The organism is Fusibacillus kribbianus (assembly GCF_030053595.1).
Taxonomy (GTDB): domain Bacteria; phylum Bacillota; class Clostridia; order Lachnospirales; family Lachnospiraceae; genus Lientehia; species Lientehia kribbiana.
The window spans coordinates 1-20,238 of record NZ_JASGBQ010000033.1 but is presented as its reverse complement, the minus strand read 5'-3'; the positions used below and the strand labels follow the sequence as shown (position 1 = coordinate 20,238).

Below are 20,238 nucleotides of genomic sequence, written 5' to 3'. Positions count from 1 at the left end.
ATCAGTATTCCACCTTCTCGCTCAGAGGTTTTTCCAGAAGTTCGGGATTCTCCAGGATCGTTTTCAGCAACCGGATCGTCTTGGAATAATAATAGCCGTCCGCGATGCGCTCATCAATGGTCAGGCCCAGATCCACACTGTCCCGCATTTCCGTGCTGCCATCCTCGCTGTAAAAGGGACGCTTTTTCCGCTCGCCAATGGCACAGAACACAGAAGTAGTACCCCAGTTGGTCAGGTGATGATACCCGGCATGGAGCTTGATGGATCCCAGATTGGTGAGAACCACCGAGGAGTAGTAGGGATCTGTCGCAATTACCGTCTTCGGCATCCATCCGTGCCGATCAAGAAAGCGGGCGCCGAACCCGATGGGCTTCATCAGAAACCGCGGAAGCTTTTGCACCGCATCCATACTTGCAGTGGAGGAATCCTTATTATCACTGCGGCAGTAGGACACCTGACGATAGATTTCGTTATGTATGGTATCAAAATTGTCTTCCGGTCTGGCATGAATAAAGGCCAGCGCTTCCCCGCCCTGATCCGAAAATATCTTTTTGATGGTAAAGGCCGCGGACACCTCATTGCGCTGGTACATATTCTTATTCGCGATGAAATAATTCATCCTGGGACGCAGGGTAATGGTCTTCAGCATAGCCGTGACCATAATCTGAAACAAATTGTATTTATATTCCGGATTCCCGGTATTTTTCTGCTCCAGATACCGATTGATATTTGTCAGATCGATACGCTCGGCAATGAATGCTTCATTGTCACAGCGGTTCGGATAGATCAGCGGCATGAACAGGTGCATGGAATCAATGTCGCGAAGCAGGGTTCCGTCCCGTCGATCTCCAAATTTTCTTCCCATAACGTTTTCTCCTCTTTTCATTTAGTTTTTATCATAAGGAAAACACTCCTGCACAAGTATATCACATTTATCGAAAAAATGGGAAGCAGTACCTTGCCGTACTGCCACATTTATTTTAATCTCCCGTCGATCGGGAGACATAGGATCGGCCGTAAATCAGAAACTCTGCCAGAATACACACCGGAATGGCAGCAAAGAAATCCACAATGGAGAGAGGGGCACACATTCGTACTGGTATCAAAAGAATACAAAAACCCAACCAGCGCAGAGAAAACATTCTCCCGGGGGAAGAACTCCGGCCGGAGCTCCTGCCTGTTGGAAAAAACAACATAAATCACGGTAGCCACGACCTGGGTTATGATAATGTAGGTCTGCAGTTTTTTGAAGCTGTCCACATGATAGAGCAGAAAATAAACAGGCCAAGCCAGCAGAAGCTTCAGATGAGAGAATTTCGGGTCATTAATCTTTGACAGGCGAAATTCCCGGTAATCAACAACTGGTTTTTTCATGCTTTTCATCTACCTCGCACGGAATGTTTGTCGGATACTTGCTTTTTGGAATGTTGCTGTATGGAATGACCGTGTGCCGCGGGAGCGAAAACGCGATCCCGGATATTTCCTTCATCAGATATTCGCAGATACGGCTCCGTTCCTGTTTCCCGGAAAGCTCCGGTGAAAACCGGATCGGCTTTCCCAGATAAGCCTTTTTTAATTTCGGCGCTATATAGAGCGGAACGAATTTGAGGAGCTTTCCCGTACGCCGATAATAGAGTCTTGCTATATCCACAAACCCATCCTGAAACTGAGACAAGATTTGTCAAGGGTAGTTTCTGCTAAAATGATTTTTTTCCAAAAACAGTAAATGTGATTTTGTCACAGAGAGCGCCTCTGAAACAGGCTATACTACAAATACAAAACACAAGGAGGCATTCTTATGAGACTGAAAGATAAAGTTGCAATCATCACCGGAGGGAGCCGCGGCATTGGCTACGCTACCGCAGATAAATTTTTGAAGGAAGGCGCTACCGTAATCCTGACCGCAAGTTCGCAAGGTTCTGCTGACAAAGCAGTTGCGCAGCTGAAAGAAAAATACCCTAATGCAACAGTTGCGGGAATCAGCCCCAACCTGTCCAATTTCGAATCTGTCCGCAATGCGTTCCGAGAAGCTGCCTCGAAATACGGTTGCATTGATATTCTGGTGAACAATGCCGGTGTATCCGAAAGTACTCCCTTTACCGAGTATACGGAGGAAACCTTTGACAAAGTTATGGATCTGAATGTAAAAGGCGTGTTCAATGCTACAAGAGCCGCCAGTGAGTGCATGATTGCAAAAGGTCACGGTGTTATTCTCTCCACCTCCTCAATGGTGAGCATTTACGGCCAGCCCAGTGGCTTTGCATATCCAGCATCCAAATTTGCTGTCAATGGCCTGACGGTTTCCCTTGCCCGGGAATTGGGTCCGAAGGGTATTCGAGTGAATGCGGTCGCTCCCGGGATTACCTTGACCGATATGATGAAGGCTGTTCCCAAGGAAGTAATTGATCCGCTCATCAAACAGATCCCCCTGCGCCGCCTGGGTCAGCCGGAGGATATTGCCAATGCATTTGTATTCCTGGCATCTGATGAAGCGTCCTATATCACAGGTGTTGTACTCAGCGTAGACGGCATGGCAAGAACATAAAAATCGGAAACAGGGCAGCTGGAAACGGCTGCCTTATCTTCAAAATATGGAGGTATGCACATGAAAAGAATCATTCCTATTTTAATGGCTTTACTGCTTTTGTCGGGTTGTGCAACACAATCCACTGAAAAAACCTATCGACAGATTACCATGGAGGAAGCTGTCACGATGATGGAGGAGGAAACCGAATACATCATCCTCGATGTACGGACTGCTGAGGAATATAGTGAAAAGCATATTCCCGGTGCGATTAATATTGCCAACGAATCCATCGGCACAGAGGACATTCCGGAGCTGCCGGATAAAGATCAGTTGATTCTGGTATACTGCCGCAGCGGTAATCGGAGTAAGCAGGCATCTGAAAAGCTGGTAAAACTGGGCTACACCAATATCGTTGAAATCGGCGGGATTAATAGTTGGCCCGGTGAAACCGTCGCCGGCGATAAGTGACAAAATCACGGAAAAAGCAACGACTACTAGATATAATAAAGCCATAAAAAAGAAAACAGGAGGACTTAAATATGTCTGCTATCAATGTAAATAAAAACAATTTCAATCAAGAGGTTTTGAACTCGGACAAGCCCGTCCTGATGGATTTCTGGGCTCCCTGGTGTGGTCCTTGCCGCATGGTAGTTCCTCTGGTAGAGGAGATTGCCAAGGAGCGCTCCGATATCAAGGTTGTTAAAATTAATGTGGATGAGGAACAGGAACTGACTATGCAGTTCGGTGTGATGAGCATTCCCACTCTGGTGGTTATGAAGAACGGCAAAGTCGTAAATCAGGCCACCGGTGCCAGACCTAAGGCTCAGATTCTCGCCATGCTGTAAGGAGGTGCAAAGATGGGATTTTTTGATTTCCTGAAAGGCCCTGACATCAATCAGGGTGTCAAAGAATATAGCGTTACGGATGGCGCAGTCCTGCTGGATGTTCGCACCCCTGACGAATACCGGCAGGGGCATATCCCCGGAAGTAAGAATGTTCCTTTGCAGTCCATTGACAAAGTAACCGTCATGATTAACAATAAAGCTACCCCCATCTTTGTACACTGTCTCAGCGGCGCAAGAAGCCGTCAGGCAGCTGCTGTTTTGCAGCAGATGGGTTATACAAATGTGAAAAACATAGGCGGAATTTCCGCTTATGCAGGAAAGGTGGAACGCTAATATGAAAGTTGTTATTGTAGGCGGTGTGGCTGGCGGTGCTACCGCTGCCGCCCGTATTCGCAGACTAAATGAGCAGGCAGAAATTGTGGTTTTTGAGCGGTCAAAGTTTATTTCCTATGCCAACTGCGGTCTGCCTTACTATATCGGAGATGTAATTACCGATCCGGAAGATCTGACCCTCCAGACACCGGAGAGCTTCTTCTCCCGGTTCCGTGTGAACATGAAGGTGCGCCATGAGGTCACAGCGATTCATCCTGACAAAAAGACCGTTTCCGTCAAGAATCTGCAAACCGGAGAGGAATTCGAGGAAAGCTATGACAAGCTGATTCTTTCTCCCGGTGCCAAGCCTACCCAACCCAGGCTTCCTGGCTTAGGTCTTGATAAACTGTTCACCCTGCGCACCGTGGAGGACACCTTCCGCATCAAGGATTACATCAATATAAACCATCCTAAGTCTGCCGTACTGGCAGGTGGTGGCTTCATTGGGTTGGAGCTGGCAGAAAACCTGCGGGAACTGGGAATGGAGGTCACCATTGTCCAGCGTCCAAAACAGCTTATGAATCCCTTTGATTCCGATATGGCTGCTTTTATACACAATGAAATGCGCAAGCACGGTGTTAAGCTGGCACTGGGTCATACCGTGGAAGGGTTTGCGGAAGTGGGCGGAGGCGTGGATGTGCTGCTGAAAGACGAACAGCCTCTCCATGCGGATATGGTAATCCTGGCCATTGGTGTTTCTCCCGAAACCACCCTTGCAAAAGATGCCGGGTTAGAACTGGGCATTAAGGGAAGTATTGTGGTCAATGACCGGATGGAAACCTCCATTTCAGACATCTATGCTGTGGGTGATGCGGTGCAGGTGAAGCACTTTGTCACAGGGCAGGATGCTCTGATTTCTTTGGCGGGCCCTGCTAACAAACAGGGACGAATTGCTGCGGACAACATCTGCGGAGGAGACAGCCATTATACCGGCTCCCAAGGAAGCTCTGTCATCAAGGTCTTTGACATGACTGCCGCCACTACCGGCGTGAATGAGACCAACGCCAGAAAAGCAGGACTGGATGTTGATACGGTTATCCTGTCGCCCATGAGCCATGCAGGTTACTACCCCGACGGGAAGGTCATGACCATGAAAGTGGTATTTGAGAAAGAAACCTACCGCCTTCTGGGTGCTCAGATCGTGGGCTATAAAGGGGTGGACAAGCGGATTGATGTGCTGGCTACCGCTATCCGGGCAGGAATGAAAGCCACAGAACTGAAGGATCTGGATCTGGCCTACGCACCGCCTTATTCCTCCGCCAAAGACCCGGTAAACATGGCGGGCTTTATGATTGAGAATATCGCAAACGGTGTTCTGAAACAGTGGCATCTGGAAGAAGCATATAATCTTCCTCATGACCGAAGTGTAACTCTGTTGGACACCCGCACTGCAGAAGAATTCACCCACGGACACATTGACGGTTTCTTAAATATCCCAGTGGACGAGCTGCGAGAGCGGTTGGATGAACTGGACAAGCATAAGCCTGTCTACGTCATTTGCCAGAGCGGCTTGCGCAGCTACATTGCCTGTCGCATCCTGGCCGGAAACGGATTTGACTGCTATAACTTCTCCGGCGGCTTCCGGTTCTATGATGCTGTGACCAATGATCGCTGCCTCATTGAATCCGCCACCGCCTGCGGTATGGACAAATAACAATAACCCCTTCTCAGATTCCACAGGAAATGAGAAGGGGTTATCCTTTAGTAAATGATAATTCCAAGCACAGCCGAGGCGATAATCAGCAGGATTAGCTGTTGCTTAGGCATTTTGCAGTTCCTCCAATGCAGCTTCGTCTGTAACCTCCACTGTTCCACGAGTCAGCTTGACCATACCCTCGTTCTGGAAATAGCGAAGCATTCGAGTAACTACCTCACGGGCGGTACCCATGTGGCCCGCAATGGTTTCATGGGTAATCTTGAGGATGTTTGTTCCCTCTAAGCTGCATTCCTCCAGCAGAAATCCTGCCAGCCTTTTATCAAAGCTTTTCCACATGATCTGCTCCATGAGCCACATAACCTCAGAAAAACGGGTAGCCATAATTTCGTTGGTAAAATTAGCTACCACAGCAGACTCTTTCATTAAGCGTCCATAAGTGTCAGCAGAAATAACCCACATCGTGGTATCCTTCTGCGCCTCAATGGTGATCTCAAACTGAATGCTGTTCATCATACAGGAGGCGGAAAACAGGCAAATATCCCGATCAAACAAACGATAGAGGCTAATCTCCCGTCCTTCATCGGAAAGAATATAGGCACGAAGCTGTCCGCTTTTTACCAGCAGAAGACCGGTACACTCCACAGTTCCGTTGTGAATCACAGTCCCTTTGTCCACTTTTCGTAAAACTGCATTTCGCTCCAAAATCTGCTGCTGGGTCGGTGTCAGTTTGTTCCAAATTGGAAAATAGGATGAAAAATCCATGGGTACACCTCCTTGAATACACATAGTATAAAATAATTTATAGCATATGTCAATAATTCCGTTGACATATGGGAAAGGGAGATGTACAATGATCGTATAAATGGCATATACCGCAAATAATATGGGGGGGGAATCTATGCCAAGACCGAGAAAATGTAGAAAAGTATGTTGTCTGCCGGATAATGATGGTTTTGTTCCCATTTCTGGCGGCGAGGAACGGACTCCCATTGTCCTGAATGTGGATGAGTATGAAGCCATTCGCCTGATTGACCGTGAAGGTTTTTCTCAGGAGCAATGCGGAGAATATATGCGTATTGCCAGAACAACGGTTCAGCAGATTTATGCAGTTGCCCGTAAAAAACTGGCGGATGTGCTGGTTGAGGGACTTCCTCTGCGAATCGAAGGAGGGGATTTTGCGCTCTGCAGCGGAAACAGCGCAGCCTACGGGTGCAGAAATTGCTATCAGCAAAAATTCCATCCGATGCACGAAAAACCGAAAGGAGATCATATTATGAGAATAGCAGTCACTCACGAAAACGGAGAAATCTTTCAGCACTTCGGTCACACCGAACAGTTCAAAATCTATGATGTGGAAGATGGAAATATCATTTCGTCTGAGATTGTGGATGCGGGCGGCAGCGGCCATGGTGCGCTGGCAGGAGTTCTGAGCGCCCTGAAGGTGGATGCCCTGATCTGCGGCGGTATTGGCGACGGTGCGCAGATGGCACTCAGCGATGCGGGTATCCGGCTTTACGGTGGTGTTTCCGGCAGCGCTGATGCAGCAGCAGAAGCACTGGCAGCAGGTGAGCTGGACTTCAACCCCAATGTCCGGTGTGATCATCACGACCACCATGGGGAAGGTCACTCTTGCGGTTCCCACGGCTGCGATCATCACTCCTGCGGCTGAATAGGTGATAAAGTCACGGAATTTGTGTCGTGATTTGGTAAAATATAGACAAAGGAGGCGGTAAAATCTATGAAACAATATGTTTGCAGCATTTGTGGCTACGTTCACGATGAAGCTGTCAGTGGCAAGTGGGAAGACCTATCTGCCGATTGGAAGTGTCCCCTCTGCGGAGCAGGCAAAGACGCTTTCAAACCCAAAGAAGAAAAAACAACATCCCAGAAGATCCTCGAAAAGCCTCATGTAGACAAGGAGCTCTCTCCCATGGAAATGAGCGTCATCTGCTCAAACTTGGCCCGTGGCTGCGAAAAGCAGTATCTGCCCCAGCAGGCAGATGATTTCAGAAAACTGGCAGAGTTCTTCAGGAGCAAGGCTGTACCCGTCGAGGAGGCCAGCACTGCCAGGCTGCTGGAACTCATCGAACAGGATCTCTCAGTGGGATATCCTTACGGCAATGCAGTAGCCGGTGAAAAGCCGGATCGGGGTGGTCTGCGCTGTCAGGTGTGGAGCGAAAAGGTTACCCGAATGCTCCAGTCTCTGCTGACCCGCTATGAATCTGAGGGAGATAAGATGTTGGAAAACACCGGTGTCTGGGTTTGTACGGTCTGTGGTTTTGTCTATGTGGGCGACACAGCCCCAGAGCTTTGTCCCGTGTGTAAGGTTCCCAGTTGGAAATTTGAAAAAGTGGAAGGGAGGGCATAACTATGGGTGAAAAATATGCAGTAAGAAATCTTCGCTTATGTACTAAGGATTGCCTTTGCCTCTATGTCTGCCCTACCGGAGCGACTGATACAGAGAACAGCATCATTGATCCTGAAAAGTGTATCGGCTGCGGTGCCTGTGCCGAAGCCTGTCCATCCTCTGCAATCTCTATGGTTCCAAAAGAACTTCCGCCCCAGCAGCCGAAAGAAGAAAAAGTTGTCGAAGCACTTCGTGGCTTAGTTCAAAGCAAAGCCAATGCAGAGAACATTGCTTCGCAGCTTCCCGATGTCTTGAGCGTCGCTGTGGAAAAATCCTCTCGCTTGATGGCTGAGGATCTGTGCAGGGAAGCCGGCTTTATGCTGCCTCAGAGCAGCAACACCAGATCGTTTCTGGAAAGTATTAAAACGTATCCCGGCATTCCTGTGGATGCTGTGGAATCCCTGTTAAAAAACATTCAATTCAATGAAGGGAGAAAACAATATGAAAGAGATTGATTTCATGAAAATCGGGAAAAAGCTGAAAGAAATCCGCATTTCCAGAGGCCTGACCCAGGAATATGTCGCCAATATGGCCGACGTCAATACCAGCCATATCAGCAACATTGAAAATAAACGTGTGAAAATTTCGCTGCCCACACTGGTTCATGTATGCAATGCCCTGAATACTACGGTCAATTACATCCTGGCCGACGAATACGATGCCCCCGCGTCGGTTCTGGAAGAAGAAATTCTCCATGAACTGCATTCCTGTTCCGACGAAACGAAAGAACAAATCTTAAAAATCGTAAAAGCCCTGTAGTAATTCGTTTTGGCTGCGGCATTATATTTTTCGCTCTGTCATATATCATTTGTCATTCCGCCTTATCATATTTTTCATAAAACACGGCCAACTCTTTTCTGGCTGGCTTTACCCCATCAGATTCGGAAGGATATCCCAGCGCAATCAAGTTAAAAGGTATCATTCGATCCGGCAATCCTAACAGTATTTTCACCTTCCCGCAGGCATCTCTGTCCGGATATGTCCCCAACCACACTCCCCCCAACCCTTCTTGTACCGCCGCCAGCAGGATATTTTCTGATGCCGCTCCACAATCCTGGGCGAAATATTCCAGGTGTTTTGAAGAATATCTGTTTTTATCAATAAATATACATATTCCTACAGGCGCCTGCCTAAGAGGGTTCCAGCTCTTTTTTATTTGTGCCAGCTTTTCCAGCGTGTCTTTTTTCCGAATAACCACGTACATCCATGGCTGTCCGTTCCGCACAGAAGGGGCTTGCTGCCCTGCCCGAAGAAGCCGCATAAGCTTCTCCTTTTCTACCTGGCGGCCGCTGAAGTTCCGGACACTTTTCCTTTTGTGAATCGCTTCTATTACATCCATACCTTCTGTATTTCTCCTGTATTTTAATATACGGAATAAATCTTATATTTTTTTCTCATGATGTTTCCCCTGTACCTGGGGATTCGTTTATCTGCATGCGAGACGGTATACCGCTTCACATTCCTTCCGTCCCAGCTTCACAAAGAAGCCCTCGGTCCGTCCGTCGATCTGAAGGGTTTCCAGAAGCTTCGGGATATCCTCTTCCTTTGCTCCAAGCTCTTCAAAGGAGGTCGGCATGCCGACGGAATGGAAGAATGCCTTCGTTCTCGCGATGCCTTCCTTTGCGGTTTCCTCCGGATTCTGATAGTTCATCTCGCAGCCCCATACACGAACGGCAAACTGAGCAAACCGGTTCACATCATGATGCATCACATAGGTCATCCATGCCGGGAACATCACAGCCAGACCGGCACCGTGTGCACAGTCATACAGAGCGGACAATTCATGCTCCAGGTTATGGCTGGCCCAGTCCTGCTCTCTTCCGGCACCGCAGATGTCATTGTGTGCCATGGTACCCGCCCACATGATATTGGCTCTCGCCTCGTAATCATTTGGATTCTCCAGAACCTTCGGAAGCTCCTTGATGATGGTCTTTAACACGCCCTCGCAGAGACGGTCGGTGATCTCTACCTCCTTGGTATTGGTAAAATAGCGTTCGAATACATGGGCCATAATATCCGTACAACCGCTTGCTGTCTGATACGGCGGCAGGGACATGGTAAGCTCCGGGTTCATGATGGCAAATACCGGAAGCATCAGTTCACAGCCGTATGCACGCTTATACATGCCGTTTTCATTGGTGATCACGGATCCGCCACTGGCCTCGCTGCCGGCTGCCGCAATCGTCAGGACCGAACCGACAGGAAGGGATTTTTCCGCCTGTGCCTTTCCGGAATAGAAATCCCAGAAATCACCGTCATATACCGTTCCTACGGCAATTGCCTTGGAGGAATCAATGGTGCTTCCGCCGCCGACAGCCAGAATAAAATCCACGCCCTCTTTCCTGCACAGCTCAATGCCTTCATAAACCAGACCGCTTCTGGGGTTGGGCTTTACACCGCCCAATACCACATAGGACAGTCCCTCTTTTTCCAGAGACGCCTTCACCCGGTCGATCAGTCCGGAGCGGACCGCACTGCCGCCGCCGTAATGGATCAGCACCTTATGTCCGCCAAACCGCTTCACATAATGGCCTGCCTCATTCTCCGTTCCTTTTCCGAATGCAAAATACGTAGGGCTGTAAAATGTAAAATTATCCATGGTTTCTTCTCTTTTTTTTTGACTCAGTTTTTTCATAGACTACTTGACACTACCCTATTTCCGAATAAAGACGTAAAAGACATTTATAAATCTTTTCAATATCCGGCAGTTTCTCCCGATAAACTTCATGAATGGACGGATCCGGCTCAAATCTGCTTTCTGTCTCCAGTTTTCCGCTGATTTCTTCAAAACCGGAATACAGCCCCGTCCCCACACCTGCAATAATTGCCGCCCCCCAGGCTCCTACATGCTGCATATTGGCGGGCCTGGCCATAGGAATTCCGAACATATCCGCCAAAATCTGTACCCACAGGTTGTTTTTGGCCCCGCCGCCGATAATCGTACTGCCCTGTATCGGAGCCCCTCTTCTTTTGAATGTATCCACTCCCAGCATCAAATCATATCCCACGCCTTCCATAGCCGCCCGGATCAGATGTCCGCAATGATGCTCCGGGCGCAGGCCCAGAAAGCTGCCCCGCAAGTGCGCCGCCTGATAAAAAGTATTTCCCTTCAACATTGCCGGTATAAAATACACGCCTTCACTTCCTGCCGGTACCCGCCCCGCCAGTTCTCCCGCCTTCGCAAACTTTTCTTCCCCTTTTCCGAAAGAACCGCCTGTACGGTCCAATACCCAGTTATAGGACATACAGGCCGCATGGGAGTGGGCGCTGTTATGGTATTCGTTTCTCCCCACATAAACCACGTTCAGCCGGGCTTCCTCACTTCCAAGCGGTATATCGGAATCTACTCCAAGCCATCCGGCCGTTCCCAGATAACTGACGCAGGTTCCTTTTTTTCTTACTCCCGCCCCGGTTGCACAGGCAAAATTATCCCATGTCCCCAGGACCACCGGAGTTCCCGGACACAACCCTGTTTGTCTGGCCGCTTCTTCCGTCACAGTCCCCACCACTTCCGCACAGTCGCGCGGTTCCGGCAGGACATATTCTGGAATTCCTACGGCATCCAGAATTTCCCCGCTGTATTTCTTTGTATGAATATCAAACATGCAGGAACCGCTGGCATCACCGTAGTCTGTAAAACCAAACTTCCCCGTCAGCTTTAAGATCAAAAATTCTTTCGCGCCGATCAGCTTCCATGTTTTTTCCAGAAGTTCCCTCTCATGCTTTTTCATATAAAGCAGTTTCGCCGACGGGCGCATACTGCCCTCGAAAGCATTTCCGGTAATGGCATAATAACGCTCCTCCGGTATTCGCTCCCTGATTTGCTCCGCTTCCTTCACGCTTCGGCTGTCCATCCAGATTACAGCCTCCGGCCGGAGGATTTCCCCGCCCTTCCCTACCGGCAGAAGGGCGTTCCCCTGTGTGCCAAAGGAAATCGCCGCAATCTGGGACGCCCGGATCCCCGCCTTTTCAATAACCTCGTTGGTGGATACGCACATGGCTTTCCACCAGTCAGCAGAATTCTGGAAGGCTCCTCCGTCAGAAGAAAACGAGGTATCGTACGTATAATATGCTTCCGCCAGAAACCGCCCCTCCCGGTCAAAAATGCAGGCCTTATCGCCGCTGCTCCCAAAATCATGCCCCAATATATATTCCATCGTTTCCTCCGCAAATTCCAGAAAGTTCAATAAGGGCGCCGTCCTGTCTCCCCTGAAACGGCGCCCTGTTGTCAAGTTGCTTCCATTATTTCAGATATTCATCTACATTATCTTTTGTAATCGTAAATATTTTGGAGTCAATCAGCTTTGACTGGGGTTCTTCCCCTGCTACAACGTAATTATAAAGCACGGTAAACGCGTCTACCACCTGTCCCTGAGGTCCCTGGGACATAACCTCCCACATTTCCCCGCTCTTGACGTACTGGAGGTTTTCCGGAATCTCATCATTGGCGAACACATAAATTTCCCCTGTCTTTCCCAGCTCCTGAACAGCTCTGGCTGCGCCGTTGGGTCCGCCGCCGGAGATAATGATCGCCTTCAGATCCGGATTTGCATTGATCATATCTTTGGCTGCCGCATATACTTTTTCCGCCTGGTCCAAAGCCTCAAACGGCCCTATCATCTCACATCCAGGCATCATATTTTCCAGATAGTCCACAAAATGTTTCCTCTGCAAATCTTCTTTGGAACCCAGATAGGATTGAATATAACCGTACTTCGCCGGTTCCCCGTTGTTCTCGGCCTTAAGATAATCGACAAACGCCTCCGCGTGGATCTCCGCACATTTTTCACTGTTCGTCATAATACAGGTCAGTTTGTTCATGGGCGTATCGCTTTCCTCCGCCTCTCCGACAATGTTAACTACCGGAATGCCCGCTTCCGCCGCGCGGTTGATTCCAACTTCCGTACCGGAAAGCAGCGGTACGCCTACGATCCCATCATACCCTTTGAGGATACACGCGTCAATAGCGTCGTTATAAGCTTTTGCCGTAATTTCATTTCCCATATTTACATCTTCAATTTCCACATTAAGTCCGGAAAACAGTTCTACGGCATCATCGTAACCTTCGTGAATCAGGTTCCAGAATGGATTGTTATTATATCCCAAAAAAGCAAATTTTAAAGTTTTCTCAGGCAGCTGGTCCACAGGACGGAACTGGGCATATTCCGGCCACTGGGCGTCCGAAACGGCGCCTGCGTTTTCCGTTCCATCCTCTGCTTTTGCCGCGGCCGCTGTCTCTTTCACGGCCTCTGACCCTTTTGAGGCTTCCGTCTCTTTTGTCTCAGCGCTTCCTCCGCACCCGGAGACAAACGTCATCATTATCATTAAAACTGCCAGTACTCTTAACATACGTCTCTTCACTTTTCTCTCTCCTTCCATACGTCTCTTCACTTTTCTCTCTCCTTCGTGAGTATCATTTTTTCATTTACGCCTGATTATGTTTCAAATTGGATGCATACTGCATAATCAGCTCCTGATTAAATTCCCGGCGGGCCACTTCCCCGGTAATCGTCCCTTCATGCATTACCAGAATCCGGTCGCACATCAGCATCAGTTCCGGAAGTTCCGACGAGATCAATACCACCGATATCCCGCTTTCCACCAGATTCTTTATAATTCTGTAAATTTCCGCCTTTGCCCCCACGTCAATGCCGTGGGTAGGCTCATCCAGGATCAGAATTTCCGGTATTTCTTTCATGGAAAGAAATCTTGCCAGCAACACCTTCTGCTGGTTTCCTCCGCTTAAATGACGGATCCTGGTCTTCAGGTCAGAAGTTTTAACGTTGAGCTTTTTCTGCATTCTTTCCGCTATGTCCGTTTCCTTTGCCCGGCTAACCAGTATTCCTTTTTTCAGGTTTTTCAGGTTAATGATGTTTATATTATCCCTGACAGAGTGTTGTGCAAAAATACCTTTTTCCCTCCGGTCCTCGCTGAGCATTCCAATACCGGCCGAAATCGCATCGGCAGGATTCCTGACCTTCAGTTCCCGTCCGGAACCTGTTATCTTTTTGACATCTGTTTTCCTGTAGCCAATCAAGGTTTCAAACAGTTCACTTCTGCCTGCGCCTACCAGTCCCGCAAATCCCAGGATCTCTCCGCGTTTTATCTCAAAAGATACTGTCTTTCCATACCCCGGGATTTTCAGGGCTTCTACCTTCAGAACCGCTTCTTTCCCCTCCTCCTTTCCTCCCTTATTCTTCAGCTCTTCCATTTCACTTCCCAGCTGACGCCCTACCATCAGCGTAATCAGCCGGTCCGTATCCATCTCCTCCTTTCTGTAGGTCCCGATCAGGGAGCCGTCCCTCAATACCGAGATCACGTCCGCTATTTCAAAGACCTCTTCCAATTTGTGAGAGATATAAATCACTCCGATTTCCTTTTCCTTCAGTTTTCGGATAATCCTCATTAAAATCTGTACTTCTTTGGCTGAAATTGACGCGGTCGGCTCGTCCATGATCACTAAAGCCGGATTCAGGGCAATCGCCTTTGCAATCTCCACCAGCTGCCTTTCCGGCGTACTCAGTTTTTCCACCTTTCTTTTGGGGTCAATGTGCCCGATTTCCAACATTTCCAGGATTTCTTTGGTTTTCCGGTACATGTCCCGGTTATCTAAAAAACCAAATCGATTCTTTTTCAGAGAACTTAAAAACACATTTTCCATTACGCTTAAGGTGTCCAGCAGGGAGCCTTCCTGGTGTATCATAAAAATCCCGTTTCTCTGGGCCTTCCCCGGGTCATCTACTACTGTTTCCTGTCCAGAAAAATAAATTTTCCCTTCCGTGGGCTGTATATTGCCAAAAATCACATTCATCATAGTACTTTTCCCGGCTCCGTTTTCTCCCACCAGGGCATGGACCTCACCTCGCCGGAATGTAAGACTGATATCTGTTAATGCCCTGACCCCGGAAAACGCTTTGGAAACATGTTCCAGTCTCAGCATCTCTTTTTCCATATCCCGCCTCCATTCGTTATTTCGCCCGGAATCTATCGATCCCGACAGCCAGGATAATAATGACCCCGATTGCCACCTGCTGCCAGTAAGCCGATATATTCAGCAGCACAAAGGCATTCCTCATGGTTCCGATAATGACCGCCCCGAACAATACCCCTACGATACTTCCGGAGCCGCCGGACATGGATACGCCCCCTATCGTACTGGATGCAACCGTATCCAGCGCCAAAGTCTTTCCGGAAACCGAGTCCGCTGTCCAAAGATTGCCCGCGTTAATAATTCCCGCAAAAGCCGCCAGCGCCCCCATAATGATATAAGCGCCGATCTGAATCCGTTCTACCCGGATACCGGACATCCTTGCCGATTTGTCATTGCATCCCACCGCAAAAAAACGCCGTCCTGTGACTGTTTTCTTTGTAAAAATCTGAAAAAAGAAAATCAGGAACAACATAATAAATACAGAAACAGGTACGATTCCAAGTTTTCCGCTCCCCAGCACAGAAACAGAATTTGTATAAGAAATAGGCATTCCGTCACTGATGAGATAACAGCAGCCCCGCAGGATATAATCCATACCCAGGGTAACAATAAAAGCAACAATCTGAAGGCGAATAGAAAGAAAACCGATCAGATACCCGATCGCACATCCAAGTGCTACGGCAATAAAGGCAGCCAGCCAGGGATTCCAGCCCTGCTGTGCCAAAAACGCCGCCACCACACCTCCAAGAGCCATAGTAGAACCTGCGGACAAATCAATATTCCCTGTAATAATAATCAATGCCTGTCCAATAGCTACGATTGCGGTAACTGATACCTGCTGAAGGATATTAACGAAATTCTGTAAGGTAAAAAATACATCTGACAGGAAAGACAGAATCACGCACATAATAACAAATGCAGCGATGACGCCGGCTTCCGGTATTTCCCTGATTCTATTAAAAATCTCTTTTGCTTTCATTTACTTCCTCCAAGTTCCTCCTTTGTATTCCATATAATCTGCCACTTTAGAATCATAGTCAAACTGAATATCATCTCCTATGCCGGACATCCTCCTCCAGGAACTTAAATGGAAATACGACGCCCCCGCCTCTACCATCCTTTCTGCCGTTTCCCGCGACCTGCATCTTCCGGCCACCTCGATCTCTATTTCCGGATAATGATTATGAACATACTGAATATGCTCTACTTTCATTTCTCCAAACCTTCCTCCCGGATTTGTTTTGATTACCTTCACTCCGGCCCTTATGAAAGTATCCATGATCCGGTCAATATTCTCCAGAGAATTTCGGATCAGCCATGCGATGGCCGCAATCCGTAGCCTCCCGTCTGCATAATCAACTACGGTTTTTAAATCCCGGTACATCGTTTCTGTATCGTTGCTCCAGAACGCATGAATGTTCACTCCCAAATCCACTTCATCGATTCCGTGGGAAATGGCATACTCTGCTAATTTCAGTTTGATATCCGTCGTATATCCGCCATAAGGATATCCAAGCACCATGCCTGTCCTTGTATATCCGTTCCCATACTGTTTTTCGATTTCTTTCAGCATAGGTACCTGATCCGCCTCTACAACGATAGAGCGGACTCCGTACCGGTATCCGTCGATCAGTTCCTTTCTCACCTGGTCTTCTTTATAAAACGAACCAAAAGGAGACAATACACATCTGGAAATCATTTCTCTGTCATACATTGCTTACCCTCCCTTTTAATGAAATTCTTCCAGTAGCCTTACCGCTTTGGCACTTCCGATCATATCCGCCCCGGCTTCCAGGACCTCCCCCGCCAAATCCCAATGATCAATAAAACCCTGAGCCATAATTTTCATCCGACTCCCTACAACGGACTTTATCAATCTGATATCCCTGGCGTCCGCCAGAAGGGGCACCTCCGTCCGGCTCTCTTTATCCAGTTTGTAATAAAGCCCGGTAGAGGTAATGACAGTATCCACCCCGGCTTCTATTGCATATCCGCACAACTTTGTGATTTCTTCATCCGTCAGATACTCCGTTTCCAGAAAAATACGAAGCTCCGATTCTCCCGCGGCCTCCCGCAAAATCTGCAGTTCCCGGCCAACCTGTTCCCATTTCCGGTCTTTCACATTTCGGTTGGTGAAACAAACATTGAAAATTTCCGCTCCCCGTTTTTTGGCATCCAGGATTTCCATTTTTTTAATTTCCGGGGGGAACCCGCCATGGGGATAATCAATCAACGCCGCAATTTTTACCTCGCTGCCTTTCAAAAGCTTCGCGCACTCTTCTATCATAACCGGAAATACCTGAACTGATGCAAGTCCATGGTACATCGCTTCATAACATGCATTGCTCACATCCGTATCATGGACATCCATATCAAACACACGGTTTTCCAATTTCGATGCAAATGTCTTTTTGTCCATCAGACATAACCTCCTTTACCTGCGTCCTCTCTCTTAATTTTCCCTGGGCATTTCCATTTCGTCCGCCCTGCGCGCCGCCTCTTCAATAATTGCCGATGCCGAACGCACTCCAATGCCAAAACGGTCGCAGCCGGCTTCTACCATCTGGAGCATGGTATCCAGGTCACGGATCCCTCCCGCTGCTTTGATTTGGGCGGCGCTTCCTATTGTTTTCCTGATAAGGCGGATGGTTTCAACTGTAGTCGGCCTGGGGCCCCATCCGGTGCCGGTCTTCACGAATGCCGCTCCGGCCTTTACCGCAAGCTCGCTGGCCCGCCTGATTTCGTCGTCGCTCAGATAACAGATTTCAATAATTGTCTTTACCGGAATATCATTGGCGGACTCCACTACCGCCCGGATATCATTTTCCACTACCTGGTATTTTCCGGACTTCAGGGCGCTGACATTAATCACCATATCCAGTTCCCTGCAGCCCACCGCCAGCATTTCTTTTGCCGTAGCCACTTTAATAAAAGTCGTATCCGCTCCTGACGGAAATCCGACAACCCCTGTTACCACAGCGTCTTCCATATCCGACAGCTGTTCCACCGTATACCTGGTCGCCCACGGCATAGGGCTGGCGCAAATACAATGATACTTTCTCACAATTTCAATCATCTGATTAATTTCATGGAAATCCACGTCCGTCCGCACTGCGCTGACATCCATAATCCTTCCAATCTGTCTTAAATCAATTTTTCTCACACAATGCCCTCCTTTTCACAATTTCATAATTATGTTTCTTTATTTTTGATTAAACATAATTATCTTTTGTTTCCATTACTGTAACATATATTCATTTGAATGTAAATACCTTTTTATTTTTTTGTTGAATATATCCAAATCTCTTGCTTTTTCCTTGCTTTTATGTCATTATGTATTTGTTGTATTTCATAAAACGGACTAAAAAATCCCCGTTTCCCCGATGTAAATACAGAGATATAAAAAATACAGAGGTATAAAATGAAAAAAACCGCGTCTTATCAAATTGTATATCAGGAATTAAAATCGAAAATCAAAGACGGCTTCTATCCTGTCGGGACACTCCTTCCCACAGAATCCGAGCTGGAATCCATGTTCCAGGTAAGCAGGACCACTATACGGAAAGCGGTCAATATGTTGACTCTCGAACACTATCTCGAAGTAAAGCAGGGATATGGAACTACCATTCTCAATCCTTCTACCTCCCAGAAATTAAACTGCATCACTTCCATCAGTGAAACCTTGGCCGCAAAAGGTTATCATGTTTCCACCAAAGGGATTTCCCTGGAGCGGATTCCCGCTTCCGAAAAAATCGCCCGCATTTTTCATTTAAAAACCGGGCAGCCTGTTTATCATTTACAGCGTGTACAATACACGGACGGTTCGCCTATTGCCCTGATTTCCAATTATTTGAAATTAAGTGAATTTCCGGATCTGGAAAAACATCTCCCCCTGGAAAAAGGCCTGTATCATCTTTTAGAAACCGAATACTATACGGTCTTTAAAGAAGCAGACGAACAGATCTCCGCTATTTGCGCCAATTTTACAGAATCCCAGATTCTTCAGGTCCCTTTAAATTCCCCGCTTCTATGCAGCAAGCGAATCACTTATTCGGAAAATGGGGCTTTTGAATATGCCATCAGCAAATTGATTGCAGATAAATACGAATATTCCGTCCATCTGGAAGGACGGCTATGATAAAAAGCCGACGGCGCGGCCGGATCCTGTGATCCGGCCGCATCAGATATATGTCCATTTCTTAGTAAATCTATATAATCAAATTTTCATATAAAGCGATTTATATGTCAAAATTATTCTCTTTTATTGATTTAGTTTCGCGTGTTAATGTGAAAAAATAATAAAAATCACTCCATTTTTTTAATTTTTTTGGTGTTTTTTTAATAAAAAGTCTTGCTTTTTTACCAAAAAAACGGTATGGTATAATTGTATGTCAAAAAAAAATGGAGGAAAAGAAAATGGAAAAATGGAAATGCACAGTCTGCGGTTACATTCACGAAGGCCCTATGACACCTGATTTTAAGTGCCCCATCTGCAAGCAGCCTGCCAACAAGTTTGTGAAGATTGAGGATGCTGCGGCTCCTGCAAAGAATCCCTATGCAGGCACCAAAACCGAGAAAAATCTGTGGGAAGCCTTTGCTGGTGAATCTCAGGCACGCAACAAATATACTTACTTTGCTTCGGTAGCCAAGAAAGCCGGTTACGAGCAGATTGCTGCTCTGTTCCTGCATACTGCACAGAACGAGATGGAGCACGCCAAGTTGTGGTTCAAAGCTCTGGGCGAGCTGGGCGATACTGCCGAGAACCTGCTCCATGCTGCTGAAGGTGAGAACGCCGAGTGGACGGATATGTATGACCGCATGGCTCGTGAAGCTGATGAGGAGGGATTCCATGATCTGGCTGAACAGTTCCGTGGCGTAGCTGCCATTGAGAAGATGCACGAGGAGCGCTACCGCAAGCTTTTGAGCAACGTGGAGACCATGCAGGTGTTTGAGAAGAGCGGCGTTACCATCTGGGAGTGCCGTAACTGCGGACATATCGTAGTAGGAACCAAGGCTCCTGATATCTGCCATGTCTGCAAGCATCCTCAGGCATTCTTCGAAGTGCGTGCGGAAAATTACTAAGAATCAATCAACAGATAAATAAGGAATTCTATTCCGCATACCTTTATCTCAATTTTTCAAACTATTTCGAGGAAGTCGGGCTTGACGGCTTTGCCAACTGGTATAAAATTCAGGCTCAGGAAGAGCGTGACCACGCCATGCTTTTCTATCAGTACCTGCAAAACGAAAACCAGAAGGTAACGCTTGAAGCCATTGACAAGCCTGATCTGAATGCAGCTTGCCATATGGATGTTTTGAAGGCAGTATGCCGCCTGTCGGTTTCCCGGCAGGCGGTTTTTTACAGGAGGATGCCTGTGATTCAAGATAATGCCAGCTTTACCTTTTTACATCGCATAGAGGAAGTAGAACTGAACATTGAGGATGGACGCTGGCAATCTGCTTTGGCATTGGCGCTGACTTTGCCTGATATTTGTGGCG

The 20,238-nt window shown here is 47.7% G+C and carries 24 protein-coding genes and 1 pseudogene; 13 read left to right on the top strand and 12 right to left on the bottom strand.

The genetic code is table 11. The features are described 5' to 3' along the window. Position 1 precedes the first annotated feature (1 nt). Positions 2-865 (bottom strand): 2-oxo acid dehydrogenase subunit E2, encoded by an 864-nt coding sequence (locus QJ036_RS13185; protein ID WP_283231836.1) that lies wholly within the window; start codon positions 863-865, stop codon positions 2-4. A 185-nt stretch (positions 866-1,050) separates the two neighbouring features. Between QJ036_RS13185 and QJ036_RS13180 the strand changes: the two genes are divergently transcribed. Further along, a complete protein-coding gene (locus QJ036_RS13180; RefSeq protein ID WP_283231835.1) occupies positions 1,051-1,335 on the top strand; it encodes a hypothetical protein in 285 nt (94 codons plus the stop codon). Positions 1,336-1,354: 19 nt separating this feature from the next. Here QJ036_RS13180 and QJ036_RS13175 read toward each other — a convergent pair whose 3' ends face one another. Then, positions 1,355-1,651 carry a hypothetical protein gene (locus QJ036_RS13175; protein WP_283231834.1) on the bottom strand — a complete coding sequence of 99 codons (297 nt, stop codon included), beginning with the start codon at positions 1,649-1,651 and terminating at the stop codon, positions 1,355-1,357. A gap of 147 nt (positions 1,652-1,798) precedes the next feature. Between QJ036_RS13175 and QJ036_RS13170 the strand changes: the two genes are divergently transcribed. The 5 genes from QJ036_RS13170 to QJ036_RS13150 all read left to right on the top strand — a co-directional run bounded on the left by QJ036_RS13170 (position 1,799) and on the right by QJ036_RS13150 (position 5,398). Further along, entirely contained in the window at positions 1,799-2,545 is a 747-nt protein-coding gene (locus QJ036_RS13170; protein ID WP_283231833.1) for an SDR family NAD(P)-dependent oxidoreductase, read from the top strand. A 60-nt stretch (positions 2,546-2,605) separates the two neighbouring features. After that, positions 2,606-2,995 (top strand): rhodanese-like domain-containing protein, encoded by a 390-nt coding sequence (locus QJ036_RS13165; RefSeq protein WP_283231832.1) that lies wholly within the window; start codon positions 2,606-2,608, stop codon positions 2,993-2,995. A gap of 71 nt (positions 2,996-3,066) precedes the next feature. Then, positions 3,067-3,372 carry a thioredoxin gene (gene trxA / locus QJ036_RS13160; RefSeq protein ID WP_283231831.1) on the top strand — a complete coding sequence of 102 codons (306 nt, stop codon included), beginning with the start codon at positions 3,067-3,069 and terminating at the stop codon, positions 3,370-3,372. A gap of 12 nt (positions 3,373-3,384) precedes the next feature. Further along, positions 3,385-3,705, top strand: a complete 321-nt coding sequence (locus tag QJ036_RS13155; RefSeq protein ID WP_283231830.1) for a rhodanese-like domain-containing protein — start codon at positions 3,385-3,387, stop codon at positions 3,703-3,705. Position 3,706: 1 nt separating this feature from the next. Next, the gene (locus QJ036_RS13150; RefSeq protein ID WP_283231829.1) at positions 3,707-5,398 is read left to right on the top strand and encodes an FAD-dependent oxidoreductase; all 1,692 of its coding nucleotides are present in this window, start codon (positions 3,707-3,709) and stop codon (positions 5,396-5,398) included. 105 nt (positions 5,399-5,503) lie between these two features. Here the strand turns inward: QJ036_RS13150 and QJ036_RS13145 are convergent, their stop codons facing one another. Then, the gene (locus QJ036_RS13145; protein WP_283231828.1) at positions 5,504-6,163 is read right to left on the bottom strand and encodes a Crp/Fnr family transcriptional regulator; all 660 of its coding nucleotides are present in this window, start codon (positions 6,161-6,163) and stop codon (positions 5,504-5,506) included. A 136-nt stretch (positions 6,164-6,299) separates the two neighbouring features. On the opposite strand from QJ036_RS13145, the gene QJ036_RS13140 reads away from it, so the two are divergent. From QJ036_RS13140 to QJ036_RS13125, 4 genes are all read left to right on the top strand, one after another. Next, positions 6,300-7,070: a NifB/NifX family molybdenum-iron cluster-binding protein gene (locus tag QJ036_RS13140; RefSeq protein WP_283231827.1), complete on the top strand. Its 771-nt coding sequence runs from the start codon at positions 6,300-6,302 to the stop codon at positions 7,068-7,070. Between the two features lie 69 nt (positions 7,071-7,139). Continuing rightward, complete coding sequence (locus QJ036_RS14365) at positions 7,140-7,769, top strand: rubredoxin-like domain-containing protein (protein WP_283231826.1); 630 nt, start codon at positions 7,140-7,142, stop codon at positions 7,767-7,769. A 2-nt stretch (positions 7,770-7,771) separates the two neighbouring features. Further along, entirely contained in the window at positions 7,772-8,263 is a 492-nt protein-coding gene (locus QJ036_RS13130) for an ATP-binding protein (RefSeq protein WP_283231825.1), read from the top strand. After that, positions 8,250-8,567, top strand: coding sequence for a helix-turn-helix domain-containing protein (locus tag QJ036_RS13125; protein ID WP_283231824.1), 318 nt, complete (start codon positions 8,250-8,252; stop codon positions 8,565-8,567). Before QJ036_RS13130 ends, QJ036_RS13125 begins: the two co-directional genes overlap by 14 nt. Positions 8,568-8,619: 52 nt before the next feature. Here QJ036_RS13125 and QJ036_RS13120 read toward each other — a convergent pair whose 3' ends face one another. The 9 genes from QJ036_RS13120 to deoC (QJ036_RS13080) all read right to left on the bottom strand — a co-directional run bounded on the left by QJ036_RS13120 (position 8,620) and on the right by deoC (QJ036_RS13080) (position 17,902). Then, a complete protein-coding gene (locus QJ036_RS13120) occupies positions 8,620-9,147 on the bottom strand; it encodes a nitroreductase family protein (protein ID WP_283231823.1) in 528 nt (175 codons plus the stop codon). 87 nt (positions 9,148-9,234) lie between these two features. After that, positions 9,235-10,407, bottom strand: a complete 1,173-nt coding sequence (locus QJ036_RS13115; RefSeq protein WP_283231822.1) for an iron-containing alcohol dehydrogenase — start codon at positions 10,405-10,407, stop codon at positions 9,235-9,237. A gap of 49 nt (positions 10,408-10,456) precedes the next feature. After that, a complete protein-coding gene (locus QJ036_RS13110) occupies positions 10,457-11,965 on the bottom strand; it encodes a xylulokinase (protein ID WP_283231821.1) in 1,509 nt (502 codons plus the stop codon). Positions 11,966-12,050: 85 nt separating this feature from the next. After that, entirely contained in the window at positions 12,051-13,199 is a 1,149-nt protein-coding gene (locus QJ036_RS13105; RefSeq protein WP_283231820.1) for a sugar ABC transporter substrate-binding protein, read from the bottom strand. 34 nt (positions 13,200-13,233) lie between these two features. Then, entirely contained in the window at positions 13,234-14,760 is a 1,527-nt protein-coding gene (locus QJ036_RS13100; protein WP_283231819.1) for a sugar ABC transporter ATP-binding protein, read from the bottom strand. A gap of 16 nt (positions 14,761-14,776) precedes the next feature. After that, entirely contained in the window at positions 14,777-15,718 is a 942-nt protein-coding gene (locus tag QJ036_RS13095) for an ABC transporter permease (RefSeq protein ID WP_283231818.1), read from the bottom strand. Then, a complete protein-coding gene (locus QJ036_RS13090; RefSeq protein ID WP_283231817.1) occupies positions 15,719-16,453 on the bottom strand; it encodes a beta/alpha barrel domain-containing protein in 735 nt (244 codons plus the stop codon). It lies immediately after the preceding gene. A 15-nt stretch (positions 16,454-16,468) separates the two neighbouring features. Next, positions 16,469-17,158, bottom strand: a complete 690-nt coding sequence (gene deoC / locus QJ036_RS13085) for a deoxyribose-phosphate aldolase (RefSeq protein WP_283231816.1) — start codon at positions 17,156-17,158, stop codon at positions 16,469-16,471. A 33-nt stretch (positions 17,159-17,191) separates the two neighbouring features. Next, positions 17,192-17,902, bottom strand: coding sequence for a deoxyribose-phosphate aldolase (deoC, locus tag QJ036_RS13080; protein WP_283231815.1), 711 nt, complete (start codon positions 17,900-17,902; stop codon positions 17,192-17,194). A 258-nt stretch (positions 17,903-18,160) separates the two neighbouring features. Here deoC (QJ036_RS13080) and QJ036_RS13075 point away from each other — a divergent pair, with 258 nt between their 5' ends. The 3 genes and pseudogenes from QJ036_RS13075 to QJ036_RS14260 form a co-directional block, all read left to right on the top strand. After that, the gene (locus QJ036_RS13075) at positions 18,161-18,877 is read left to right on the top strand and encodes a GntR family transcriptional regulator (protein WP_283231814.1); all 717 of its coding nucleotides are present in this window, start codon (positions 18,161-18,163) and stop codon (positions 18,875-18,877) included. A 278-nt stretch (positions 18,878-19,155) separates the two neighbouring features. Then, entirely contained in the window at positions 19,156-19,821 is a 666-nt protein-coding gene (gene rbr, locus QJ036_RS13070) for a rubrerythrin (protein WP_283231813.1), read from the top strand. Then, positions 19,791-20,063 (top strand): annotated as a pseudogene (locus tag QJ036_RS14260) (ferritin); the annotation flags it as partial. The gene rbr and the pseudogene QJ036_RS14260, both read left to right, overlap by 31 nt. Between the last annotated feature and the right edge of the window lie 175 nt (positions 20,064-20,238).